Annotated in this window: 21 protein-coding genes; 14 read left to right on the top strand and 7 right to left on the bottom strand. The window is 69.6% G+C overall.

Going from position 1 to position 25,070, the window contains the following annotated elements:
• Positions 1 to 5 precede the first annotated feature (5 nt).
• Complete coding sequence (locus tag KF889_00695) at positions 6 to 713, bottom strand: GntR family transcriptional regulator (GenBank protein MBX3497933.1); 708 nt, start codon at positions 711 to 713, stop codon at positions 6 to 8.
• Between the two features lie 134 nt (positions 714 to 847).
• On the opposite strand from KF889_00695, the gene KF889_00690 reads away from it, so the two are divergent.
• The 6 genes from KF889_00690 to KF889_00665 all read left to right on the top strand — a co-directional run bounded on the left by KF889_00690 (position 848) and on the right by KF889_00665 (position 9,636).
• Positions 848 to 2,071 carry a VOC family protein gene (locus KF889_00690; GenBank protein ID MBX3497932.1) on the top strand — a complete coding sequence of 408 codons (1,224 nt, stop codon included), beginning with the start codon at positions 848 to 850 and terminating at the stop codon, positions 2,069 to 2,071.
• Between the two features lie 209 nt (positions 2,072 to 2,280).
• Positions 2,281 to 3,234, top strand: coding sequence for a tripartite tricarboxylate transporter substrate binding protein (locus KF889_00685; GenBank protein ID MBX3497931.1), 954 nt, complete (start codon positions 2,281 to 2,283; stop codon positions 3,232 to 3,234).
• A 123-nt stretch (positions 3,235 to 3,357) separates the two neighbouring features.
• A complete protein-coding gene (locus KF889_00680) occupies positions 3,358 to 5,691 on the top strand; it encodes a xanthine dehydrogenase family protein molybdopterin-binding subunit (GenBank protein ID MBX3497930.1) in 2,334 nt (777 codons plus the stop codon).
• An 81-nt stretch (positions 5,692 to 5,772) separates the two neighbouring features.
• Entirely contained in the window at positions 5,773 to 7,749 is a 1,977-nt protein-coding gene (locus KF889_00675) for a PAS domain S-box protein (GenBank protein MBX3497929.1), read from the top strand.
• A gap of 53 nt (positions 7,750 to 7,802) precedes the next feature.
• Positions 7,803 to 8,192 carry a RidA family protein gene (locus KF889_00670; protein MBX3497928.1) on the top strand — a complete coding sequence of 130 codons (390 nt, stop codon included), beginning with the start codon at positions 7,803 to 7,805 and terminating at the stop codon, positions 8,190 to 8,192.
• A 4-nt stretch (positions 8,193 to 8,196) separates the two neighbouring features.
• Positions 8,197 to 9,636, top strand: coding sequence for a 4-hydroxyphenylacetate 3-hydroxylase (locus KF889_00665; GenBank protein MBX3497927.1), 1,440 nt, complete (start codon positions 8,197 to 8,199; stop codon positions 9,634 to 9,636).
• A 96-nt stretch (positions 9,637 to 9,732) separates the two neighbouring features.
• Here the strand turns inward: KF889_00665 and KF889_00660 are convergent, their stop codons facing one another.
• Genes KF889_00660 through KF889_00645 form a run of 4 tightly spaced genes read right to left on the bottom strand, consistent with a single transcriptional unit; the run spans position 9,733 to position 12,993 of the window.
• Complete coding sequence (locus KF889_00660) at positions 9,733 to 10,479, bottom strand: SDR family oxidoreductase (protein MBX3497926.1); 747 nt, start codon at positions 10,477 to 10,479, stop codon at positions 9,733 to 9,735.
• Positions 10,476 to 11,225 carry an aspartate/glutamate racemase family protein gene (locus KF889_00655; protein ID MBX3497925.1) on the bottom strand — a complete coding sequence of 250 codons (750 nt, stop codon included), beginning with the start codon at positions 11,223 to 11,225 and terminating at the stop codon, positions 10,476 to 10,478. Before KF889_00655 ends, KF889_00660 begins: the two co-directional genes overlap by 4 nt.
• Positions 11,225 to 12,076, bottom strand: coding sequence for a GNAT family N-acetyltransferase (locus KF889_00650; GenBank protein ID MBX3497924.1), 852 nt, complete (start codon positions 12,074 to 12,076; stop codon positions 11,225 to 11,227). The genes KF889_00655 and KF889_00650 overlap by 1 nt, the downstream gene beginning before the upstream one ends.
• Before the next feature lie 20 nt (positions 12,077 to 12,096).
• Entirely contained in the window at positions 12,097 to 12,993 is an 897-nt protein-coding gene (locus KF889_00645; GenBank protein MBX3497923.1) for an adenylate/guanylate cyclase domain-containing protein, read from the bottom strand.
• 164 nt (positions 12,994 to 13,157) lie between these two features.
• Between KF889_00645 and KF889_00640 the strand changes: the two genes are divergently transcribed.
• The 7 genes from KF889_00640 to KF889_00610 all read left to right on the top strand — a co-directional run bounded on the left by KF889_00640 (position 13,158) and on the right by KF889_00610 (position 20,465).
• Positions 13,158 to 14,534, top strand: a complete 1,377-nt coding sequence (locus tag KF889_00640) for a serine/threonine protein kinase (protein MBX3497922.1) — start codon at positions 13,158 to 13,160, stop codon at positions 14,532 to 14,534.
• Positions 14,531 to 15,379 (top strand): protein phosphatase 2C domain-containing protein, encoded by an 849-nt coding sequence (locus tag KF889_00635; protein ID MBX3497921.1) that lies wholly within the window; start codon positions 14,531 to 14,533, stop codon positions 15,377 to 15,379. The genes KF889_00640 and KF889_00635 overlap by 4 nt, the downstream gene beginning before the upstream one ends.
• A gap of 49 nt (positions 15,380 to 15,428) precedes the next feature.
• Positions 15,429 to 16,787 carry a PrsW family intramembrane metalloprotease gene (locus KF889_00630; GenBank protein ID MBX3497920.1) on the top strand — a complete coding sequence of 453 codons (1,359 nt, stop codon included), beginning with the start codon at positions 15,429 to 15,431 and terminating at the stop codon, positions 16,785 to 16,787.
• Complete coding sequence (locus tag KF889_00625) at positions 16,721 to 17,050, top strand: hypothetical protein (GenBank protein MBX3497919.1); 330 nt, start codon at positions 16,721 to 16,723, stop codon at positions 17,048 to 17,050. The genes KF889_00630 and KF889_00625 overlap by 67 nt, the downstream gene beginning before the upstream one ends.
• Positions 17,050 to 17,745 carry a VWA domain-containing protein gene (locus KF889_00620; GenBank protein ID MBX3497918.1) on the top strand — a complete coding sequence of 232 codons (696 nt, stop codon included), beginning with the start codon at positions 17,050 to 17,052 and terminating at the stop codon, positions 17,743 to 17,745. The genes KF889_00625 and KF889_00620 overlap by 1 nt, the downstream gene beginning before the upstream one ends.
• Before the next feature lie 22 nt (positions 17,746 to 17,767).
• Positions 17,768 to 18,889 (top strand): hypothetical protein, encoded by a 1,122-nt coding sequence (locus KF889_00615; GenBank protein ID MBX3497917.1) that lies wholly within the window; start codon positions 17,768 to 17,770, stop codon positions 18,887 to 18,889.
• Between the two features lie 64 nt (positions 18,890 to 18,953).
• Positions 18,954 to 20,465, top strand: coding sequence for a hypothetical protein (locus KF889_00610; protein MBX3497916.1), 1,512 nt, complete (start codon positions 18,954 to 18,956; stop codon positions 20,463 to 20,465).
• 89 nt (positions 20,466 to 20,554) lie between these two features.
• On the opposite strand, the gene KF889_00605 is transcribed toward KF889_00610, so the two are convergent.
• A complete protein-coding gene (locus KF889_00605; GenBank protein ID MBX3497915.1) occupies positions 20,555 to 21,760 on the bottom strand; it encodes a cellulase family glycosylhydrolase in 1,206 nt (401 codons plus the stop codon).
• A gap of 67 nt (positions 21,761 to 21,827) precedes the next feature.
• Between KF889_00605 and KF889_00600 the strand changes: the two genes are divergently transcribed.
• Positions 21,828 to 23,129 carry a GntP family permease gene (locus tag KF889_00600; protein ID MBX3497914.1) on the top strand — a complete coding sequence of 434 codons (1,302 nt, stop codon included), beginning with the start codon at positions 21,828 to 21,830 and terminating at the stop codon, positions 23,127 to 23,129.
• A 116-nt stretch (positions 23,130 to 23,245) separates the two neighbouring features.
• Here KF889_00600 and KF889_00595 read toward each other — a convergent pair whose 3' ends face one another.
• The gene (locus KF889_00595; GenBank protein MBX3497913.1) at positions 23,246 to 25,045 is read right to left on the bottom strand and encodes an ATP-binding cassette domain-containing protein; all 1,800 of its coding nucleotides are present in this window, start codon (positions 25,043 to 25,045) and stop codon (positions 23,246 to 23,248) included.
• Between the last annotated feature and the right edge of the window lie 25 nt (positions 25,046 to 25,070).

Genomic DNA, 25,070 nt, shown 5'->3' with positions numbered 1-25,070 from the left:
TTGGCTCAGGCGGCGTCGCCGACCGGCTCGCCGTCGATGATTCCCGAGTCGATGAGGTTGCGGGTCGTCGCCTCGTAGTGCACGGCCAGCAGGCGAGTGGCGCGCTCGGCATCGCGCGCGATGGTCGCTTCCATCAGCTTGCGGTGATCGCCCGCCTTGTCGCGCACGCCGCGGCGCTCGCTGCGCATCAGGTAGGACAGGCGCCTGTACTGCTCCGAGGCGTCGTAGAGCGTGCGCTGGTAATCGAGCAGCAGCGGGCTGTCGCACGCCGCCGTCAGCGAGAAGTGGAAGCCGGCGTGCGCCGCTGCATAGGCCTCGCTCAGCCGCTTGGGATCGTTCTCCGCGTGAACCGGCGTATTTGCCAGCACGTGATGGGCGGCGACGATCCCGGCCTCCCACTCGATGCCGCCCAGCTCGGTGGCACGCCGCAGGGCGATGCTCTCGATCTGGATGCGCACGAAGGTCATGTCGCGCAACGCCGCGGACGACAGGGCGGTCACCGCGAAGCCCTGCTGCGGTTGCGATCGCACCAGCTTCTCGGCAGACAGGCGGGTCAGCGCCTCGCGCACGATGCTGAGGCTGGCGCCGTGCTCCTCGCAGAGCAGCGCGAGCTTCAGCCGCTGTCCCGGCAGCAGGCGGCCATTGAGGATGCCGGCGCGGATGCGCAGATAGACCTCTTCGGCCAGCGTCTTGGGGGCGGCGATCTGAGTCACGGCCGCCAGCTTAGGGTGGGCACCATCCGGTGCGCAACCATCTTTTCGATATCATCGTCGATAATCGATTATCGGTTTACAAAACTATTCTCTCTCACCACGATCATCGCCGACGCCAATCGAGGGAGGCAAACATGGCCCATCCATCCAACCAGTACAGCGTCGGCGGCGTGAGCTACCCCAGGCCGTTCAAGATCCGCCGGCTCGGCCATTTCGGCTTCAACGTCGCCGACCTCGGCGCCGGCATGGACTTCTATGGCCGCCTGCTGGGCTTCCGCATCACCGACGAGCGCGACTTCTCGAAGGTGCCGGGCCGCGAGGAGATGGCCAGGCGCATGGCCGATCCGCGCATCGTCTTCATGACGCATGGTGCGGACCACCACGCCTTCCTGCTGGCGCACAAGACGCTGGGCGCAATCTTCGGCGACGACGCGGTGTCGAAGGACATCACGGTGAACCAGATCACCTGGCAGGTCGGCTCGATGGAGGAGGTGTTCCGCGCCGCCGACTACTTCCGCGAGCGCGACGTCGAGATCCGCCGCGTCGGGCGCGACATGCCGGGCAGCAACTGGCACACCTATATCCGAGATCCCGACGGCCACACCGTCGAGCTTTACTACGGCATGGAGCAGATCGGCTGGGATGGCCGCAGCAAGCCGGCGGACATGTACTATCGCGGTTTCCGCGAGGCGCCTGGCCTGCCGCAGATCTCCGAGGCCGAGGAAGTCCGCGACGCGCTCGCCAAGGGCATCGACATCCATTCCGGCTACGCCGTGCGCGACATCGGCGAGGGCGACCACGTGGTCGAGGGCGTGCGCCTGAAGCGGCCGTTCAAGATCACCAACATCGGACCGATGAGCCTGTTCGTCGCCGATGTCGCGGCCTCGACCGACTTCTACACCGAGGTGATGGGCTTCACCGTCACGGAGACCGTGGCCTGGCGCGGCCATCGCTGCGTCTTCCTGCGCAACGGCGCGGAGCATCACAGCCTGTCGCTGCTGCCCAAGGCGCTGCGCGCCGAGCTCGGCCTCAATCCCGAGACTTCGGTCGCATCGATGGGCTTGCAGGTCGGCAGCTACAGCCAGCTGCGCGAGGCCGCAGCCTGGCTCAAGGCGCAGGGCGCGCGCTTCACCACGGCGATCCCGCACGACCTGCATCCCGGCATCGACTACGCCGCGCATGTGCTCGATCCGGCGGGCCATTGCCTGATGCTCTACTACTACATGGAGCGCGTCGGCTGGGACGGCCGGCCGCGCCCCGCCGAATTGCGCCGCAAGGTCAATGGCGACTGGCCGCAGACCATCGAGCCGCTGTCGGACACCTATGCCGACCAGGCCTTCCAGGGGCCGCTGGGCTGACGACACAAGGACAAGAGTTGGGGGAGAGAACCATGCGACGGAAGCCAACCACACTTACCTTCCCCCGGAGGGGGAAGGTGGCGCGCGCAGCGCGACGGATGGGGGATGCCCCAACGACATCGGTGTTTGTCTTCGACATCCCCCATCCGCCCTGCGGGCACCTTCCCCCTCCGGGGGAAGGTAAGAGTGCGGTGTGGGCGACCGCGGGGGTGACACGACGAACGATGATGCTGGCGGCGCCGGCGCTTGTCGGGCTCGGCGCGACGGCGCGGGCGCAGGCCTGGCCGTCGCAGCCGATCCGCATCGTGCACGGCTACGCCGCCGGCTCGAACCCGGACACGATCGCGCGCCACATGGCGCCGGCGATGGGCGAGCTCCTCGGCACGACGATGATCGTCGATCCCAAGCCGGGCGCCGCCGAGCGGCTGGCGGCGACGCAGGTCGCCAAGCTGCCGCCCGACGGCTACACGCTCTACATGATGACTGGCGGCCAGGCGGTGGTCTCGGCCACCGATCCCGACCTGTCCTACAGGCTCGACAAGGATTTCGACTTCCTGTCGATCGTCACGCGCTTTCCCTTCAACTTCGTGGTTCCCGCCGATTCGCGCTTCAAGACCTTCAAGGACTACACCGACGAGGCCCGGCAGCGGCCGGGCAAGCTGACCTACGGCTCCTCCGGCATCGGCTCGACCCTGCACATGGCGATGGAGCTCTTGCGCGCGCAGATCGGCATCGACATCGTGCATGTGCCCTATCGCGGCGGGCTGGCGCAGCCGCTGGCCGACATGGGTACGGGCCAGCTCGACCTGCTGGTCTCGACGCTCACCAACAGCACGCAGCTGGTGCGCGCCGGCAAGCTGCGCAGCCTGGCGGTGACCTCAAAGGAGCGCTCGCGCTTCGAGCCCGGCATTCCGGCGGTGTCCGAGACGGTGCCTGGCTTCGACGTCGTGTCGTGGCTCGGCTTCACCACGCCGGCCGGCCTGCCGGCGCCGATCCGCGACAGGCTGGTGGCGGCGATCCAGAAGGTCGCCGGGCGGCCCGACATCAAGGGCAAGCTCGAGAATCTCGGCAACGACGTGCTGGCCGATGGTCCCGAGGCCTTCCGCTCGCGCGTCCTGGCGGACCTGGCGAAGTGGAAGCCGCTGGCGCACGCCGTGCGTTAGAGCGCAGACGGACTCACTCTGTCATTCCGAGCGCAGCGAGGAATCCAGGATGGCGCCTGGATTCCTCGCTGCGCTCGGAATGACAGCAGGTAGGATGGGACCAGAACGAGGAGATCAGGCGTCATGGCCAAGTACGGTATCGGACAACCCGTCCTGCGTTTCGAGGACCCAAGGCTGCTGCGCGGCGAGGGCCGCTACATCCATGACGTCAATTTGCCCGGCCAGGCTTACACGGTGCTGGTGCGATCGCCGCACGCGCACGCCAAGATCCGTTCGATCGACGTGAGCGCGGCGCGCCAGTCGCCCGGCGTGGTCGCCGTCTACACCGGTGCCGACTACGCCGCCGACAATCTCGGCATGCCCAGGGTCAACATGCCACGCAAGCGCGCCGACGGCTCGCCGATGTTCGCGCCGCCGCGCCCGGCGCTGTGCGTCGATCGCGTGCGCTATGTCGGCGATCCGGTGGCGATGGTGATCGCCGACACGCTGGCCCAGGCCAAGGACGCCGCCGAGCTGGTCGAGATCGACTACGAGCCGCTGCCGTCCTCGACCGACACCGGCACGACCACCGCGCCCGGCGCGCCGCCGGTCTATGACGAGTGCCCCGACAACGTCTCGCACATCATGGAGCGCGGCAACAAGGCGGCGACCGACGCGGCCTTCGCCAAGGCGGCGAGGATCATCCGCCGCCGTTACGTCGTCACCCGCGTGCACGCGCAGTACATGGAGCCGCGCGGCGCGCTCGGGAACTTCGACGCGCAGGAGAACCGCATGGTTCTCTATGCCGACGTGCAATACCCCCATCGCGTGCGCAACATGCTGGCGCAGTCGATCTTCAAGGTGCCCGAGGGCGACATGCGGGTGATCGCCGGCGACGTCGGCGGCGGCTTCGGCAGCAAGGGCTGGCAGTATGTCGAGCACCGCCTGACGGTCTGGGCGGCGCGCAAGCTGCGCCGGCCGGTGAAATGGACCTGCGAGCGCTCCGAGGCGGTGATGGCCGACGAGCATGGCCGCGACAACATCGGCGACATCGAGCTGGCGCTCGACGCCGACAACAAGTTCATCGGCCTGCGCCTGCACATGCTGGCCAATATCGGCGCCTATATCGGATCCGACCGCAACCTGCTCACCCCGTTCGGCCAGATCGGCACCGTGGTCGGCGTCTACAACATCCCGGCCGCCTACGTGCACATCACCGGCCTGCTGTCGAACACCAACCCGACCGCGCCCTATCGCGGCGCCGGCAGGCCCGAGGCGATCTACCTGATCGAGCGGCTGGTCGACGACGCCGCGCGCGAGCTGGGCATCGATCGCATCGAGCTGCGCCGCAAGAACATGCTGCCGGCCTCGGCGTTGCCCTATCAGTCGCCGCTGGGCCCCTACTACGATTGCGGCGAGTTCGAGCAGAACCTCGACATGGCGTTGAAGCTCGCCGACGTGCCGGGCTTCGAGGCGCGCAAGGCCCAGTCGAAGAAGCGCGGCATGCTGCGCGGCCTGGGCATCGTCAACGCCATCGAGCAGGCCGCCGGCACAGTGCAGCCGGAATACGCCGAGGTGCGCTTCACGCCCTCGGGCACCGCGCTGCTGCTGATGGGCACCAAGGCCCAGGGCCAGGGCCACGAGACCATGTACAAGCAGATCCTCAACGAGCGCCTGGGCATCGATCCCGCCGACGTGAAGTTCATCGACGGCGACACCGACCGCGTCGCCTTCGGCATGGGCACGATGGGCTCGCGCTCGACCGTGATCGGCGGCTCGGCCCTGTTCCTCGCCGCCGACAAGGTGATCGCCAAGGGCAAGCGGATCGCCGCGCACATGCTGGAGACGGGCGAGCAGGACATCGAGTTCGCCGACGGCGCCTTCACCGTCGCCGGCACCGACAAGAAGGTAGCGCTCAAGCAGGTGGCGCTGGCCGCCTTCCAGCCGGCGCGCATGCCCAAGGGCGAGGAGATGGGGCTGTACGAGCACGCAACCTACCTCTCGCCGCGTGACACCTACCCGAACGGCTGCCACGTCTGCGAGGTCGAGATCGATCCCGAGACCGGCCACGTCAGGCTCGACCGCTACGCCGTGGTCGACGATGTCGGCACGGTCATGAACCCCATCGGCCTGAAGGGCCAGATCCATGGCGGCGTGGCCCAAGGCGTCGGCCAGATCCTGATGGAGCGCGTGATGTGGGACCGCGAGAGCGGCCAGCTCTACACCGCGAGCTTCATGGACTACGCCATGCCCCGCGCCGACACGATCTGCAGCATGGAGATCAAGAGCAACCCGGTGCCGACCAAGTTCAATCCGCTGGGCGCCAAGGGCGCCGGCGAGGCCGGCACCGTGGGCGCCATGCCGGTGGTGATGAACGCCGTCATGGACGCGCTGAGCGAGGTGGGCGTGCGCGAGCTCGACATGCCCGCGACCAGCGACCGCGTCTGGGCGGCGATCCAGAAGGTGCAGCGCGCATAGGGCATGCCAACCATGTGGTTAGTGGGTAATCATTCGTGGTAGATTTTCCCGCCTGCGTGGTACCGCAGAAGGGGACGTCCGTTGGGGGAAGTCCAGCGCCTCGCCGCATTGTATCGCTACGACGTCGTCGGGTCGGAGCCTGAGCCGCAGTTCGACGCCATCGTCGCGCTGGCCGCGCGCGTGCTCGATGCGCCGATCGCGACGCTGGCCTTCCACGATTCAGACTACCTGTGGTTCAAGGCGCGCTACGGCCACGATCTTCCCGGCCTGCCGCGCGCCCAGGCGTTCTCCGAGACCGTCATCGCCAGCGGCCGGGTCGAGGTCATCCGTGACACGCTGGACGAGGCGCGCCTGCGCGAGGATCCGCAGGTTGCCGGCGGGCTGCGCGTGCGCTTCCACGCCGCGGCGCCGATCTTCTCCTCCGACCGCCAGCCGATCGGCACGATCGGCGTCTCCGATACGCGACCGCGTCCCGACCTTCCGGCCGACCGCGTCGCCAGCCTCGAGGCGCTGGCGCGGCTGGTCGAGTCGGAGCTCGAGATCCGCCTGCTGACGCGCTCGCTCAGGGACTCCGCAGAGCGCTATCGCGAGCTACTCGACCTTGCTTCCGACTGGACCTGGGAAACCGACGCCGAGCACCGCATCGTCTCCGACGTCGGCCGACGGCAGGCCGGCCCTGTTGTCAATCGCATCACCTATGGCCAGCGGCGCTGGGAGCTGCCCGGCGCGCGCGTCCTGCGCGGCGGCTGGCGCGACTATATCGCCAAGCTGGAGCGTCACGAGGAGTTCCGCGGCTTCGAGTATCAGGTACGGACCGAGGAGGACGGCGCGCGCGCCTTCCGCATCAGCGGCCGGCCGCGTTTCGACGCCGGCGGACGCTTTCTCGGCTACGGCGGCACGGCGTCGGACATCACCAAGCGCGTGCAGGCCGAGCAGGCGCTGCGCGAGAGCGAGACGACGTTTCGCGATCTGTTCGAGCGCCATCCCAGCCCGATGTTCGTCTACACCCGGCGCAGCCTGCGCATCCTCGCCGTCAACCACGCCGCCTGCTCGACCTATGGCTACCAGCCCAAGGAATTCCTCGCCCTGTCGATCCCCGACCTGCATCGGCCGGAAGAACGCGAGGACGTGGCACGCACCCTGCGCTCCTCGAAGGTCACGGCGCCCACCAGCAGGGGCATGCGCCATCTGACCAAGGATGGCCGGCGCCTCGACGTCATCGTCGACGCCGTGTCGGCGAAGTTCCGCGGCAAGGACGCGCGTCTCGTGCATGTACGCGACATCACCCGTCAGCGGCGCGCCGAGAAGCAGCTGGCCACCGCCGAGGCACGGCTGCGCGCGGCGCAGAAGCTCGAGGCGCTCGGCCAGCTCACCGGCGGCATCGCCCACGACTTCAACAACCTGCTGGCGGTGATCGTCGCCTGCCTCGAGGATCTGCGCGACACCGCCGACGCCAGCACCGGCGAGACCATCGACACCGCGATGAGCGCCGCCGATCGCGGCACGGCGCTGCTGCGCCAGATGCTGGCCTTCGCGCGCCGTCAGGAACTGGCGCCGGCGCGTAGCGATATCGGCGCCGTGGTGCGCCAGATCGACGGCATCCTCAGGACGTCGCTGCCCCGGGAAATCGGCCTGGCCATCGACATCGAGCCCGATCTGTGGCCCTGCATCGTCGATCCGACGCAGATCGAGACGGCGGCCCTGAACCTTGTCGTCAACGCGCGCGACGCGATCGACCGACAGGGCGAGATCGCCCTGCGCGTGTTCAATCGCGAGATCGCCGCCGGCGCGGCGGAGGCCGACTCGGAACTGCGCGCCGGACGCTGGGTGGCGTTGCAGGTGACCGATTCCGGCAGGGGCATGCCGGCCGACGTGCGCGACAAGGTCTTCGAGCCGTTCTTCACCACCAAGGCCGAGCGCGGCGGCACCGGGCTGGGGCTGAGCACCGTCTACGGCTTCGTCCACCAGTCCGGCGGCTTCATCACGCTGCGCAGCGCGCCGGGTCAGGGCACCACATTCTCGCTGCATTTCCCGGCGGTAACCGACGACCAGCCTTGACGGCACCCCTGGCACGGTGGATCGATGGGTATGCCATCAATAGGGGAAACGTCATGGCCAAGCGGCGCAGCATCGAGATCGACGGCTTCAAGCACAGCAACCCGATTCCCGGCGCCAGCATCGTCGGCAACCTGATGATGTCGAGCATCATCGCCGGCCGCGACCCCAAGACCGGCAAGCTGCCGGAGACGCTCGACGGCCAGCTCGCCTGCCTGTTTGGCCATGTGCGCGCTTTTGTCGAGGCCGCCGGCGGCACGCCCGAGGACATCGTGAAGCTGAACTTCTGGATCCGCGCGCCGCACAAGCGCGACGCCATCAATGCCGAGTGGGTCAAGATGTTCCCCGACGCGCATGCGCGGCCGGCGCGCCACACCCAGGCACTGGCCGGCGAGGGTGACGCGCTGGTGCAGTGCGACGTCACCGCCGTGATCGGCGCGAAGTAGCGTCATGCCGGCGCGCACGGGCGAGCAGTTCCTCAGGGGCCTGCGCGGCGCGCGCGAGGTCTGGGTCGACGGCCAGCGCGTGTCGGACGTCGTCGACCATCCGGCGCTGCGCGGCGCCGCGCACGCGCTGGCCGAGGTCTACGACCTGCAGCACCGCCACGCCGACGAATGCCTGATGCCGGATCCCGAGACCGGCGAGCCGATCGCGGTCAGCCACATGATCCCGCGCTCGCGCGCCGATCTCGACATCAGGCACAAGGCGCTGCGCCGCGTCGCCGAGTACTCCGTCGGCCTGATGGGTCGCACGCCCGACTACATGAACGTCACCTACGCGGGATTCGCCGGGCGGCCCGACGAATGGGGCGCGCACGGCAACGAGGGGGGCGCCGCGCGCCTGGTCGAGTACCAGAAGTTCCTGCGCCGCAATGATATCTCGCTCACGCATACGATCGTACAGCCGACCGTCGACAAGGCGATGGGCGACGCGCCGCAGGCCGGCAACCAGCAGGCGCTGCGCGTCGTCGGCCAGACTGAACAAGGCATCGTCGTGCGCGGCGCGCGCATCCTCGCCACCCTGGCGCCCTTCGCCGACGAGATCGCCGTCTATCCCGCCCTGCCGCTGCCGCCGGGCGCCGACGACTACGCGCTGTCCTTCTGCATCCCGATGTCGGCGCCGGGCCTGAAGTTCCTGTGCCGCGACAGCGTCAGCGCGGGCACCAGCCGCTTCGACCATCCGCTGTCGAGCCGCTTCGACGAGCAGGACGCCTTCGTGATCTTCGACGACGTCGAGGTGCCGCGCGAGCGCGTGTTCATCGACCGCAACCTGAATTCCTACAACACGGTGATGCGCTCGAGCTGGCCGGCCAACATCCAGCAGCAGACTATGATCCGCGCCGCGGTGAAGCTGGAGTTCGCCTGGGGCGTGGCGCTGCGCATGGCCGAGGCGATCAACGCCGTCGATCCCAATACCCAGCAGATGATCGGCGAGATCTGGACATACGCCGAGTTCACGCGCGCCGCGGTGCTGGCGGCCGAAGCCGGCGCGCGCGAATGGGGCGCCGGCCTGTGGACCTGCGACCAGCGCCCGCTGCACGCGCTGCGCGCCACCCTGCCGCTGTGGTTCCCGCGCGTGAACGAGATCATCCGCCTGATCGGCTCGCACAATCTCTTCGCCGCGCCGACGGCGGCGCAGTTCGCCGACAAGGCGCTGCGGCCGCTGATCGACCAGTACCTGCCCGGCGCCAAGGGCATGGCGGCGGAGCAGCGCGCACGCATCTTCCGGCTGGCCTGGGACTACACCGGCAGCGCGCTGGCCAGTCGCAACGAGCAGTACGAGCGCTTCTACCTGGCGTCGTCGGCGCGCAATCTCGCGCGCCACCTGGCGTTCACCGACCGCACAAACGCCGACCGCCTGGTCGACCGCTTCCTCAACGAGCCGATCTAGTCGCCGTCATCCCGTCAACTCGGTGTCATCCCGAGCGTAGCGAGGGATCCTTTAGCGAACCCAAGATCCCTCGCTCCGCTCGGGATGACAGAGTGGCTACGTCAGGAACACGCCGCCATTGACGTGGATGGTCTGGCCGGTGGTGTAGGCGCCCTCCGGTCCGACGAGATAGCGTACGGTGGCGGCGATCTCCTCGACCGTGCCCTTGCGGCCCAGCGGCACTGCGCGATCGTCGCTCGGCCGCGCGCCCGCCGATGCACCGCGTGTCGTGTCGATGGCGCCCGGTGCCACGCAGTTGAACGTCACCCTCTTCGGCGCCAGCTCGATCGCCAGCGCGCGCATCAGGCCCTCGAGCCCGGCTTTCGATGCCGAGACGTGGCAGCGATTGGGCGTGCCGACATGGGTCGAGATGCCCGACATGGCGACGAAGGCGCCGCCGCCGCGCGCGATCATCGACGGCACCGTCGCCTTGGCAAGGATGAAGGCGCCGTCGAGCGCCACCGACAGGATCTCGCGCCACTCCGCCAGCTGCATATCGAGGAACGGCGTCTGGCGGCGCAGGCCGGCATTGCTGACGACGATGTCGAGCCCACCCATCTGCGCGATCACGCCCGCCATCATCTGCTCGACCGCGCGCGCGTCGGACACGTCGCCCATCGCCGCCATCGCCTTGCCGCCCGCCGCCGTGATCTCGCCCACGACCGCATCGACGATCGGTCGGTCGGATCGCCCGTTGACGACGATCGCCGCACCATCGGCGGCGAGTTTCAGCGCGATCGCCCTGCCGATGTTCTTGCCCGCGCCGGTGATGAGCGCGACCTTGCCGTCCAGCGGCTTCGTCATGGTTTCCCCCCTGCGACGAGACGGGCCGCCAGCGCCGGGGAAAGGCCGATGCTGCCGACCGAAGGTGTTTGCGCGAGACTGCCGCGCGTGGCCTTGCCGACGCCCAGCCCGCAGAGCGTCAGCGCCTGACCGATCGCGGCCAGCACGCCATCGACCAGCGGCACCGGCACGCGCTCGCGCAGGCGATCGGCCAGCCCGGCGAGGCCAGCGCCGCCCAGGACCACCACGTCGGCGCCGTCGTCGACCGCGGCGACACAGGACTGCGCCAACAGCGCCAGCGCGCCTTCGGGATCACGCGCGATGTCGGCGCCCGTGGGCGCCACGGTGCGGATCGCGGCGACGCGGTCGGCCAGGCCGCGCGCGGCGACGAACTCGCGCAGCATCGGGCCCCAGCGCTCGCCGCCGGTGACGATGCCGATCCGCGCGCCGAGCTGTGCCGCGACCATCAGCGAGGCATCGGCCATGCCGACCACCGGCACCGGGCAGATCTCGCGCAAGCCGTCGAGGCCGGGATCGCCGAAGCAGGCCAGCACCACTGCGTCGAACTCGCCCGGCGCATTGGCCCAGGCATCGAGCGCGGCATGGCCGGCGATGGCGTAGGCGGCGCGGCTGGCGATGTAGGCGGCGCCAAAGCGGCCGGTGACGCCGACCAGCTCGACCTCGTCACTGAGACCCGCGCGGGCGACGGCGAGGACCTTGTCGGTCATCGCCTGCGTCGTGTTGGGATTGATCAGCAGCAGGCGCATCAGCCGAGCTCGAAGGTGGTGACGCCGAACAGGCCGGCGGCGTCGATGTCGGGATCGGCGCCGGTGTACATGCGCGCCGTCTCGAAAGACGGCACCATGCCCAGCGACTCCGCCAGATGCACCGCCCGGGCGTTGGTCTCCGGCACGTCGAGCGCCACGACGCCCGGGCCGGCGCGCTCGCACAGGGCGCCGACCAGCGCGGCGGCAATGGCGGCATCGGTGGCATAGAGCGGGCCGATCTTGAAGCCTTCGCGGCAGGGTCGGATCACGCCCAGACCATGCATCGTACCGTCGCGGATCGCCGCCAGCGCGACATGGCCCGGCGCGGCGATCCAGTAGGCAAGAAAGCCGTCGCGCGGCGCCGGGAAGAAACGTCGGTCGTATGCGGCGAGCCGCGTGAAGGGCAGCGCCCTGGCGTCGGCGAAGGTCACGCCCGGCGGCGGCAGGCCGCGCGCCGCGGCCACGCCCTGATAGCGGATATTGCGCCAGGCCAGCCGGAAGCCTGACTTGTGGTAGTTGTCCTGCTGCGCCGGCACGCCGTCGAGTCCGATGTTGCGGCCGGCGAGATGCGCCATGCCGGCATTCCAGATCCGGATGCCGTGGCCTTTGCCGCGCGCCTGCGGCGTCGTGATGTAGAAGCCGAGGAAGCCGAAGTCACCGCCATAGCGCACGACCGACACGCAGCCCGCCGGCTCGCCATCGAGGATGCCGACGAGGAAGCCCTGCGGATCGGCGATCTGGAAGGCGCGCGCGTCGTCGAGGCCGGGATTCCAGCCCTCGGCGGCGGCCCAGTCGAGGGCACGCGCCAGATCGGTCGCGGCCATGACGCGGATCTCGAACGACTTCGGCATGGCGCGAGGCTAAGCGAGGATCACCACCGCGTCGACTCGCCGCCCGCCGGCACGCGCGCAATGTTCACTGTGACATCGCCGAACGTCACGCTCGTGCCGGCGGTGATCGGCACCGGCTGACCGGGCGTCAGGCGGCGACCGGCGATGATGGTGCCGTTGGTCGAACCGAGGTCCTCGACCGACAGCGTCTCGCCCGAGAGCTGGCGCAGGCGGAAATGGCGACGCGACACGCTGATGTCGTCGATCGTCAGGTGGCACTGCTCGGGCACACGGCCGACGATGATGCCCTCGGCCGTGGCCAGGGCGGCGGCGTCCAGGGTCACGTCGATCGGCCCGCCATTGCGCCGCCGCCCGACCACGCGCCAGCGCTCGCGCACGATCTGAGTGCGCACGTGGCCGGCGGCGTCGACGACGATCTCGTAGACCCGCACCGGGCGAGCGATGTTCTTCAGCGACAGCTCGCCACGGTCGGTGAAGGTGAAGCCCAGCGGCTCGCCCATCTCCTGGCGCACCACCGCCGACACGAAGATGGTGCCCGGCGAGGCCAGCGACTGCAGGCGCGCGGCGACATTGACGGCGGTGCCGAAGATGTTGGTGCCGTCGACCCGCACCTCGCCGCGGTTGATGCCGATGCGGAACGTCAGGCGCCGCTCGGCCGGCACCTCGCGCTGGCGCCAGGCGAGGTCCGCCTGGATCTCCATGGCGCAGCGGATCGCCTGCGGGGTGGTGTCGAACTCGACCAGAAAGGCGTCGCCGGCGGTGTTGACCAGCCGGCCGCTGCCACGCTCGATGGCCGGTTCCCAGACCTGGGTCTGGGCCCATTTCACGGCTGCGACGGTCGTGGTTTCGGCCGCCTCCATCATCCGGCTGAAGCCGACGAGGTCGCCGTGCAGCAGAGTGGACAGACGGCGGATCAACGGCGTGGCGTCCGGTGCGGAAAATGGCAGGCAATTGTCTTACCACTCGCCGATTCCCAACGCTAGAAAACCGGAGACGCGGCATGTACTCTTGGCGGCGTCCCGGCTCGGTCGGGTGGCGGCAGGCGCCGTCCCCGCCGGAGAGCGGGCCGGGACACGATCGGATGAGCGGGACCACAAACGACGAATTGCCACGCGGTACGCCGCTGGTGACCGTCCATGGACGGCGCCGGGGGCATGTCGAGAACCTCCTGGGGGCTGGCGGCCAGGGCGCGGTCTATGCCGTCGCCATTGAGGGCACGCGCTTTGCTCTGAAGTGGTACCACGACGATATCGCCTCGATCGACCGCACCCTGCGGGCGCGGCTGTCGCGCGCCATCGGCATCGGCCCGCCGACCGACCGCTTCCTGTGGCCCATCGACCTGGTCGAGATCGCCGGCTCCAACAGCTTTGGCTACGTCATGCCGCTGCGCGACGGCGACTACAACGGCATGCGCGACCTGATCGCACGGCCGCCCAAGCGCATCGACCTGCCGCTCTCGAAGCGCGTCATGGTCTGCCTGCGCATCGCCCAGAACTTCCTCGAGCTGCACGCGCGCGGCTTTTGCTACCAGGACATCAATTTCGGCAACATCTTCTTTCACACCAATACCGGCGACATCCTGATCTGCGACAACGACAACGTCGACATCGACGGCATGGACGCTGCCGTGTTTGGCACGCGCAAGTTCATGGCGCCGGAGGTCGTGCGACGCGAGACCCTGCCCAGCACCAAGACCGACCTGTTCTCCATGGCGGTGCTGTTCTTCTACATCATCCATAGTTGGCACCCGCTCGACGGGCGGCGCGAGAACGAGGTCCAGATCATGGACTCAAGCGCCGAGACCAGCCTGTACGGCCGCAACCCGGTGTTCATCTTCGATCCGCAGGACCAGTCGAACGGGCCGGTGCCGGGCGTGCACGACGCCATCGTCGCGCGCTGGAACTCGCTCACGCCGGCGATCCGCTCGCTGTTCACCCGCTCGTTCACCGTCGGCCTTCGGCAACCCGGCGAGCGCGTGCTGGAGCCGGAGTGGCGGACCAATTTCGCCCGCATGGTCGATGGCTGCGTCACCTGCCAGCATTGTGGCTACGACCAGGCACCGCGCCAGGGCGTCAAGGGCCAGACCCTGATGCCCACCGTCTGCGTCGCCTGCGGCCGGCCGATGGCGCTGCCGCCGGTGCTGCTGATCGGCCGCGACACCATCACGCTGGCGCCCGGGGTCGGCGTCGCCATCCACCACATCGATCCCGACCGCCCGGTCGATTTTGCCACCATGGCCGGCGTGGTCGAGGAGCACCCCACCAACAAGGGCGTGTGGGGCCTGCGCAACCTGATGCGCAATGCCTGGAAGGTCACCCTGGGCGACGGATCGGCGGTCACGGTCGATCCCGGCCGCGCGGTGCGAATCATGGACGAAACGACGGTCGATTTCGGCCGCCGCACCGGCCGTTTCGTCACCGGCGACACCAGTGTGGTGGCGCGGGAGCGCACGCAATGAGCCTGGCCAACGGGGTATGGGCGGCCGGCGGCTCGACGGTGCGCGGCGCCTCGCATGCGCGCCGCGACATGCCCAACCAGGACGCGCTCGCCTGGGCGCCGGCGGGCAGCGGCGGCCAGCCGACGCTGGATGCCGAGGCCTTCATCGCCGCCGTAGCCGACGGCCACGGCGCGCCGGCCTACGACCGCTCCGACATCGGCTCGCGGATCGCGGTGAACTGCGCCATCGAGGCGCTGCGCCGCTTCGTCGGCGGCGGCAGCAGCGAGGGCGTGGTCGAGGAGATCCTCGGCCGCTGGCGCGAGGCGGTGGCCGCCGACCACCAGGCCCGTGCCCAGGATAGCGGCTGGGTCGAGGCCGGCCACGACGTGCTGACGCCCTATGGCTGCACCCTGGCCGCGGTGGCGATGGCGCCCTCCCGGCTCCTGGTGCTGCAGATCGGCGACAGCGACGTGCTGTTCGGCTATCCCGACGGCCGCATCGAACGACCCCTGCCGGTCGACCAGGGGCTGATCGGCGAGCAGACCTATTCACTCTGCGCCCAGGACGCCGCGCAGCGATTTCGCGTCCGGGCCATGGCCGCCGACGGGGCGCCGAACTGGCCGGATTTCGTCATGCTGTCGACAGACGGCGTGGCCAAGTCGTTCGCCGACGAGAAGGCCTTCCTGGCCATCGGCCGGCAGTATCGCGACACCGTCCGGAAGGTCGGGCTGCCCGAGGTCATCGGCAGGCTCGACGACTGGCTGGCCGAGGTCTCGCGCCGCGGCAGCGGCGACGATGTCACGCTGTGCCTTGCCAATCGGACCGCCGGCGGCGGGTCGGCGACTGACGACGACAGCGACTGGTAGCCATCACGACGATGATCGTCCATCATTGCCGTCGAAACGGGAGCAGCCGATGACCGGCAACAACATGATGCCGCCGGTGCCGCGGGACCACGACGAGGCCTCGTTCTCGGAGATCGTCCCGATCCGGTCGAGCAAGATCAAGCTGTGGAAGAGCCCGCTCTTCATCTTCGGCATGGTGACGGCCGTCGTTACGGTCGCGCTGTTCGGCCTGATGCGAGAGCTGCTCAATTCCCAGTCGCTGCCGCAGGCGCGCGCCGCCTTCGGCCAGCTCAGCATGGTGGTGACGTTCTACATCCTGCTGATGACCGTGGTCGCGATGATGGTCTATTCGCGCAGCGACCGGCGCATCTGGTACCTAGCCTTCCCGGTCTTCGTGCTGGCGCTGATCCTGATGACGCCGCTGGGCGCACCGTTCTTCTTCTTCTTCCGTACTATCCTGCCCGGCGGCCCGGGCATGCTCGGCGCCAAGGACTTCCCCACCGTCTTCGTCGGCATGTTCTTCGCCGCCGGCCTGATGGAAGAACTGATGAAGGGCGTGCCGATCCTGATCGGCGCAGCGCTGACCATCTGGGGCATCAAGCTGCGCCAGACGCTGTCGCCCACGCTTTACGACCTCTTGCGCGTGCGCGGGCCGCTCGACGCCATCCTGATGGCGCTGGGCTCGGGCGCCGCCTTCGTGTTCATCGAGACCTGGGGCCAGTACGTGCCCAACATCGTCAATGAGGTGCTCAGGGGCAGCGGCGGCAAGGAAGTGCTGGGCGCCTTCGGCGTCGGCCTGATGCTGCTGCTGCCGCGCGTCTTCAACGCGCTGGCCGGTCATATCGGCTACGCCATCGTCTTCGCCTACTTCATCGGCTTGGCCGTGATCCGGCCCAAAGGCGCGATCAAGCTGCTCGCCATTGGCTGGGTGACCGCCTCGGTGCTGCACGCGCTGTGGAATTCGATCGCCCATGTCCATCCGATGCTGCAGTACGTGATCGCGATCCTCACGGTGATCGCGATGATCGCTTGCCTGCTGAAAGCGCGCGAGATCGAGACCAGCATCTTCGGCCGCGGCGGCACCGATGGCGGCGGCTCGATCGTCGTCGGCGCCCCGGGCGCCGGCCCGATGCCGCCGCGTCCGTCCTACGTGCCGCCGCCGATGGGCGCGCCGCCGCCGCCGGCAGCGCCGGCCTGGGCGCCCGCGGGTCCGTTAGTTCACTGCCGCCGATGGCCGCCGCGCCGCCTCCTCGCCACCGCCCGCCGCGGCGCCGGGCGGCGCTGGCCAGCGGCCCGCTCAGCCCCGCCGGTGCGCCGCCCCCAGCCGCGCCGATGCCGCAGCCCATGGCGCCACCGCAGCCCATGGCACCGCAGCCGGTGGCGCAGACCGTCGCCAACGTTCCCCTGGCGCTCAATGTCGCCGGCGTGAACATGCCGCTGACGCCGGGCGCGCGGCTGGACCTGTCGCTGGTCCCCTCGCTGGCCGGACACGGCAATGGCGTGGTCGGCGAGGTCACGGTGCATCCGCGCAATCCCGGGGTGATCGGCCTGAAGAATCTCGGCGCCGGCACCTGGTATGTGCGCATGCGCGACAACTCGGTGCAGCCGGTCGAGCCCAACAAGAACGTGCGCCTTGTGCCCGGCACGGCGATCGACTTCGGCGGCGGCATCCTTGGCACGGTGACGGGCTGATGGCGATCGACCTCCCCAATCTCGGGCAGACCGCGCTGGTCCGCCGCCAGCTCCAGGTGATCCTGGCGCTGGACTGCTCGGGCTCGATGACCGGCGACAAGATCGCCTCGCTGAACTACGCGATGCGCGCCGCCATCCCCGAGATGCGCGCCGCCGCCGCCGACAATCCCGAGACCGACCTGATGGTGCGCGTGCTGCGCTTCGCCTCGGGTGCGCAGTGGCACGTGCCCGACCCGACCCTGGTCGACGAGCTCGAATGGACCGACCTCGCGGCCGGCGGCGAGACGCATATGGGCGAGGCGCTGTGCGCCATCGCCGACATCCTCGATCCCGATCACATGCCCGGACGGCAGCTGCCGCCGGTGATTGTGCTGGTGTCCGACGGCCAGCCCTCCGACGAGTTCGACGTCGGCATGAAGCGGCTGCTGGCTGCGCCCTACGGCCAGCGCGCGCTGCGCGTTGCGGTGGCCATCGGCGGCGACGCCGACATCGAGATCCTCGAGCGCTTCATCGCCCATCCCGATTTCAAGCCGCTGCGCGCCAACAACGCGCAGGACCTGGTCAACCGCATCAAGTGGGCGACCACGGTGCCGGTGAAGTCGGTCTCGCAGTCGACCAACGCGCCCGATCCGGTGACCGTGCTGGCGCGCGACGCGGAGCGCCAGAAGAAGACCGCAAGCGACGTCGTCTGGTGAGCGCCGCGCCGGAAACATCGCCATGAGCGCCGATCCTCAACGGATCGTGGCCCTGTTCGCCGACGCCCGGCAGCGCTTCGGCGAGGCGGTGCTCAGCGATCCGCGCCGACTCGTGCCGATGCTGTCGGACCAGGCGCCCGACATGCGCGGCGCGATCAAGGCGGCTGCCGCGGCGCTGGCTCTGGGGGCGATGGACCGGCTGCGCGCCAGCCGCGATCCCGCCGGCGACATGCAGCGCATCGCCCAGGAGGTCGCCGCCGCCGAGAGTGTCAGCCCGCACGACGCCATGGCCGGCGTGCATGTCGCCGCCCAGCTCGGTGCCATGTTCGCGCCGGCGCCCGCCCCGCCGCCGGTCATGCCGGCGATGCCCACGCCGCGGGCCCAGCCGAGCGGGCAGACCGAATGGGTCGGCGTATCGAGCGCCGTAGGCGGGCCGGGCGCGCCCGCGCCCCCGACCGCCACAGCCTCGCCGCCGCAGCAACCCTATCCGTCCTTGCCGCAAGCGCCGCTGGCGCGCAGCAGCACCGGCCTCAAATGGGCAATCGGCGTCATCGGGGTGATCGTGGCGATCAGTGCCTACCATTTGGGCCGCGGCGGCGGCGGACAGGACGAACCACCGCCGCAAAGCCCGCCGCAACAGCAGCCGCCCCACGCCGGACCGCCACCCCAGCAGCGTCCGCCACAGGGTCAGCCGCCGCAGGGCCGGCAGCCACCACATCAGGGCGGCAACCTGCCGACGATCGCTTCGCCCGACAGCGGTCAGCTGCCGGCACTGCGGGGGCAGGACAGTGGCCAGGCCTGGGTCTTCGAGTTCCTGGCCCCGGCCGGCCAGCAGCCTTTGCGGGTGATGGTCGCCGTCTCCAAGCAGCAGGGCTGGGGCGTCGGCCTGATGGCGGTGGCGTCGATGGGTGCCAACGAGCCGGAGAGCATCTCCATGCCCGGCCCCTTCCAGCTCGGTCGCGAGGGCAACGAGGTATTCCGCGTGCTGAAGCCGCAATGGCAGCGTGACGGGCTGAATGTCGGTGGCGTCTGCGCCGTTTTCATCGGCAGCGGCGGCGGCCAGGACGTCCAGCTGCAAAGCAGCCGACTGTGCATCCTCTCCGACAATTGTCAGCGCATCGTCGGCTGCGGGATCGTGCAATGATGCCGACGCGCCGAATCGATTGCCCCCGCCTTCCGTTCGCCACGCTGGCGCGGTAGAGAACGTCATGGCCGACGACCACTACGACGCGATTGCCAAGGTTCTGGCGGAGCTGCCGGGCCGCTTCGGCGCCAACGTCTTCAGCGACCGCCGCCGCGTCGTGTCGGTGCTCTCCGACCGGGTGCCCGAGGCGCGGCGCGAGATCCGCGTCATCGGCAGCTGCATCGATGACGGCATATTCGACGCGCTCGCCTCGACGCGGCCCGACCAGGTGGTGTTCGAGATCGATCGTCTGGCAGCGCGAATCGAGGGCAATCTCGGCATCCGCAAGGATATCGCGCTGCCCGTCGTGCGTGCCTGCGCCCACGGGCTGGGCCGCGGTCCGCTGCCCTCGGCCTATGGCGACGCGGCACCCTCAGGGGCGATGCCGCCCACGCCGGCCGATTCCAGCGACGGCTGGGTCGGCGTCTCGGAACCGGTGCAGCAGCGGCCGCCGGGCGTCAGCCAGCCCGGCGCGCAGCAGGGCTCCTGGGTCAATCCGCCCAGCGCCTATCCGCCCCAAGGCCCGGCATCGCAGGGGAACTTCGGCCAACCGCAGGGTTACGCCACCGGGCCGACATCGCAGGGCAATTACGGCCAGGCGCCGTCACAGGGCTATGTGCCGGCAGGCACCCACGCACCGGCGGGAACCTATGTGCCGACCGGCTCCGGCGGCGCCACCGCCGCCAGTACCAGCCGGCGCAACGCGATCATCCTCGCCGTGGTCGGCGGCGTGGTGCTGCTGCTCGTGGCGCTGTTCGTGATCGGCACCATCATCACGGATCCCGATCCGAAGCCCGACCCCAAGCCGGACCCCAAGCCGCACGTCGATCCGAAGCCCGATCCCCAACCCGACCCCAGACGTGTGGATCCGAAGCCAGATCCCCAGCCCGACCCCAGGCGCGTGGATCCCAGGCCCGATCCGAGGCCCGATCCCCGACCAGATCCCCGGCCCGACCCCAAGCCGGACCCGGGCAAGGTGGTGACCCAGCCCGAGCCGGCGGACCCGCAGCCCAAGACCCAGCCACAACCGCAGCCACAACCCCAGCCGCAGCCACAGCCGCCCGGCAGCCGCATCTACGGCGATGAGACGCGCGATTTCGGCGTGCCGGCGCAGAACACCCTGCAGAGCAATGTCGGCAGCCCGACGCCCAACGCCATACCGGTGGGCAAGATCATCTCGACCGTGCTGCTCGAGGAGGAGATCCGCAAGGGCACGCAGTTCCTGCTGGTCGACGTGCTCGAGGGCCAGCACGCACAGACCATCGTCAAGGCACGCTACATCCCCTATGGCGGCCGCGGCGGCACGTTCAACGACCAGGTGCAGACGGCGCTCTCCAACGAGCTCAATCAGCTCACCAATGGGCGCAAGGACTTTCCGATCGTCTTCTTCTGCTACGGCGTGCAGTGCTGGGAGTCCTACAACGCCGTGCTGCGCGCCTGGAACGCCGGCTACCGCAACGTCTACTGGTATCGCGGCGGCCTGCAGGCCTGGCAGCAGGCGGGCTTTCCGATGATGCCGACGCCGGCAGCGCGCTGAACTCGATCACACTGTCATCCCGAGCGCAGCGAAGGATCCAGGCAAGCCCTGGACCCGCGTTGCGCTCGGGATGACAGTGACCAGCGGGATTACGGCGCCGGCTTCAGCCCCAGCGACTTAAGGTAGCTCCAGCGGATCGTGCCGTTGGCGAAGCGCGTGCCTTCGAGATACTGGCCGAGCGCGTCATAGAGCCGCTCGCGCGGCACCGGCAGCGGATCGTTCCATCGCGCGCGCGGCCGGTCGGCGACGGCGACGACATGGTGCCAGTCGGCGGGCCGCGGGATCGACACGATGGTCGAGGGCGTGTCGAGGTTCTTGTAGGTCCAGAAGCTCCAGCCGATGCCGTGGCGCTCCAGCAGGATGCGGAACGCCTCGTTCCATTCGTCGGTGAACTCGCCGGTCTCGCCGATGAACAGCGGCACGTCGTGGCGCGCGGCGAAGTTCAGGTGGCGCTGGATCGAGTCGCGCCGGGTGCTGGCCCAGAAGCTGTGGAAGGTGTAAGCGAGGTTGGCCGTCCATGGCGCGCCGAACATGTCGAAAGTCGAGCTCCACTGGCCGCCGGCGATGAAGATGATGCGGTGCGGATCGACCGAGCGGATCGCCGCGGTGACCTCGCGGTAGAACGGCTCGAGCTTGGGGTTTAGCCACGCCGTGTCGTGGTAGGGCGCGATCGGCTCGTTGAGCAGGTCGTAGCCGAGGATCGCCGGCTCCTTGCTGTAGCGCGCCGCGATGTGGCGCCACAAAGCCAGGGTCCGGCGGCGATGCTCCGGCACGTAGAACATCAGCGGATAGCCCGGCCCGTCGTCGTGGTTGATGCCGGTCTGGCCGCCGGGCGCGGCGTGGATGTCGAGCACGACATAAAGACCATGCACCCGGGCCCAGCCGACGGCGCGGTCGAGCAGCGCGTAGCCGTCGCCCTCGAAGCGCTCGCCGCGCATGAAGTGCTTGTGGTGCAGCGGGATGCGCACCAGGTTGAAGCCGACCGACTTGATGAAGGCGAAATCGTCCTCGCCGATGTAGCTGTCGCGAAAGCTGCGCCAGAAGCGCTGCGCCGCCTCTGGCCCGACCAGGCGCTCGATTGCGCCCTCGATCTGGCGCGGCGACTTGGCGCGCTCGAACTTGAACATGTAGCCCTCGGGCATCAGCCAGTTGCCGAGGTTGATGCCCTTGAGCTGGATCGCCTTGCCGTCGGGGCCGACGAAGCGCTTGCCCTCGACGCGCACAAAGCCCGGATCGGCCGCCACCGCGGGCAGCGACAGCGCGACAAGGATCAGCAACAGGGCGAACCGGAGCATCGCGCGACACTAGCAGTCGGCGCGCGTTTGCCCCACCCTGCGACGCGATGAACCGGCCGGGGGTGGAATGACGGGCCTGCTGTACTGCGCCGCGCTGCTGGCGCTTGCCGTCGCTCTGCTCATCATCCTCACCGGGCGCCTGCGATTGCACGCCACCCTGGCGCTGGCCGGGCTGGTCGTCGCCTATGGCTTCGCCGCCGACATGACCATCAGCTCGATCGGCCGCACCTTCAGCATCGGCTTCGTGCACACGCTCGACCAGGTCGGGCTGGTGCTGCTGGGCGGCATCGTCGCCGCCGTCTTCGTCGAGCGCTCCGGCGCGGCGGTGCGCATCGCCGCCGCGCTGGCGCGGCGAGGCGCGTCGTCACGCATCGCTGTGCCGATCGGCCTGGTCGCCGGCACCGGTGCCTCGCCGACGGCGGCGCTGGCGCTGGCGCTGCCGCTGGTGCGCGCGCTGCGCGGCCGCTCGGGACTGGTGCTGTCGCTGTCGCTGCTGGCGTCCTTCGCCCTGGTGCCGCCCTCGCCCATCGCCATCGCCGGATCGGCGGTGCTCGGCGCCGACGCCATGACCGTCTTCATCGTCGGCGCGCCGCTGGCGATCGTCGTCGCCATGGCCGGCTGGCTCTATGCCGGCCGGGCGCTGCCCAGGGTGGACGACAGCGACGCCGAGATCACCACCGAGCCGATGCACGCACGCGACCTGCTCGCCGTCGTCCTGCCGGTGCTGGTGCCGCTCGCGCTGCTGATCGTGCAATCGGTGGCGCAGATACCCAGCGAGCCGCTGGGCCGCGGCGGCATGCGCGAGCTGTTCACCGGCATCAGCCGGCCGCTGATGCTGATGGTTCTCGCCGCCGGACTGGCACTGCTGCTGGTCGGACGCTGGGACGCCGCGGCGCTATCGGAGCGCGGCTGGGCCGGCGAGGCGATCACCGCGGCCGCCGGGGCGTTGATGGTGATGGGCGCTGCCGGCGGCTTCGGCCGCGTGCTCGACGAGACCGGCGCCGCCGAGCTGCTGGGCGAGGCGCTGTCGCTGAAGCGCTGGGGCGTGCTGACGCCGTTTCTCGTCGCGGCGATCGTCAAGACCATGCTGGGCTCGTCGCTGACCGCGACGCTCACCACCGCGGGCATGATCGAGCCGCTGCTGCCGGCCCTGGGCCTCGACGCGCCGACCGGCCGGGCCCTGGCTGTCGCTGCGATCGGCGCCGGCGCGATGACGGTGAGCCATATCAACGATGCGCATTTCTGGCTCACCGCCCACGCCCAGCGAATCACGCCGGCGCGAGCATTGCTTGCCTTCTCGGGAGGAACCGCGGCGCAGGGCGTCCTGGCGATCGCGATCCTGCTGATCCTCTCGAAAGTGCTACTCTAACTCACCGTCGTCCTGAGCGCAGCGAAGGACCTGGCGGTACTGCGGCCAGATGGAAGCGTCGTAGTTGATCACGCCACCGCGAGGTCCTTCGCTGCGCTCAGGACGACGGCGGGCATTTAACCCGCCAGTTCCTCGCGCAAAGTCTCGAGCTCCAGCCACTCGTCCTCGGCGGCCGTCAGCGCGGCCTGCATGGTTGAAAGCGTCGTCATCGCCGTGTTGAACGCCGCCGGGTCGCGCGCGTAGAGCGTCGCATCGGCGAGCCTGGTGTTCAGCGCGGCGATCTCGGCCTGCAGGGTCTCGATGCGATGCGGCAGCTCGTCGAGCGCGCGCTGCTGCTTGTAGCTGAGCTTGCGGCGGCTTTCGCCGCGCGGCGGCGTGGCCTCGACGCGTGCCGCGGGGCGCATGACCGGCGCCTCCTTGGGCGGCGGCCGTTGCAGCAGGTAGTCGCTGTAGCCGCCGGCATACTCGATCGCCGTGCCGTCGCCCTCCATGGCGATGGTCGAGGTCACCAGGCGATCGAGGAAGTCGCGGTCGTGGCTGACCAGCAGCACCGTGCCGTCGTACTCGGCCAGCGTCTCCTGCAGCAGGTCCAGCGTATCGGCGTCGAGATCGTTGGTCGGCTCGTCGAGCACCAGCAGGTTGGACGGCGCCGCCAGCGCCTTGGCCAGCAGCAGCCGGTTGCGCTCGCCGCCGCTCAAGGTGCCGACCGGCTGGCGCGCCTGGTCGTCGCGGAACAGGAACTCGCGCAGATAGCTCATCACGTGCAGCGGCCGGCCGCGCACCATCACGTGATCGTTGACGTCGGCCAGGGCTTTCCATGGCGTGCTTGCCGGATCGAGCTGCACGCGGCGCTGGTCGATCACCACAGGCATCAGGTTGACGCCCAGTCGCACGGTGCCGGTATCCGGCGCCAGCTCGCCGATCAGCATGCGCAGCAGCGTCGTCTTGCCGGCGCCGTTGCGGCCAATCAGGCCGACGCGATGGCCGCGCAGGATGCGCGTCGAGAAGCTGGCCACGATCAGCCGCTCGCCGAAGCGCTTGGAGATGCCCCGGGCCTCGATGGCGAGCGTGCCGCCCTGCTCCGCCGTGCCGGCTTCCATCTTCACCCGGCCGGTCTGCGCGATCTGCGTGCGCCGCAACTCGCGCAACGCCTTGAGCTGGCGCAGGCGGCCTTCGTTGCGCGTGCGCCGCGCGCGGATGCTCTTGCCGGCCCAGACCGTCTCGCGCTCGATCAGCCGGTCGAGCTTGTGCCGCTCGGTCTCCTCGCGCTCGAGGATCGCGTCGGACCATGCCTCGAACCTGTCGAAGCCCTCGTCGAGCCGGCGCACCACGCCGCGATCGAGCCACAGCACCGCCTTCGCCAGCCGCGACAGGAATCGCCGGTCATGACTGATCAGGACATAGCCGCCGCGCCAGGCCTCGAGCTTCGCCTCGAGCCATTCGATGGTCGGCAGGTCGAGATGGTTGGTCGGCTCGTCGAGCAGCAGGATGTCGGGCTCGGCGACCAGCACCCGCGCCAGCGCCGCGCGCCGCGCCTCGCCGCCGGACAGGCTCGCCGGCAGCGCCTGACCGTCGAGCCGCAGCTCGTCGAGCACCGTGGCGACGCGGTGATCGTCAGGACCATGTGCGTCGGCGAGGCCTGATGCGACGTAGTGCGCCACCGAGGCGTGCGCCGAGAGGTCGGGCTCCTGCGGCAGGGTGGCGACGCGCGCACCGGGCTGGATGAAGCGCTCGCCGGAATCGGCCTGGATCTCGCCCGCCAGCAGGCTCAGCAGGGTCGACTTGCCGGCGCCATTGCGGCCAACCAGGCACAGCCGCTCGCCGCGGCCGACACCCAGCGAGGCGCCGTCGAGGATGACCTGATCGCCGATGCGATAGCGCGCATCGTTCAGCGCAAGGAGCGGCGGGGGTGCCATGGTGGCGCGTCTCATGCCGGATGGC

The sequence above is a fragment of the Alphaproteobacteria bacterium genome, from assembly GCA_019635875.1.
GTDB lineage: Bacteria > Pseudomonadota > Alphaproteobacteria > Reyranellales > Reyranellaceae > JAFAZJ01.
Note: the sequence above shows the minus strand (reverse complement) of the source record. Positions and strands in the feature narration are given on the sequence as shown.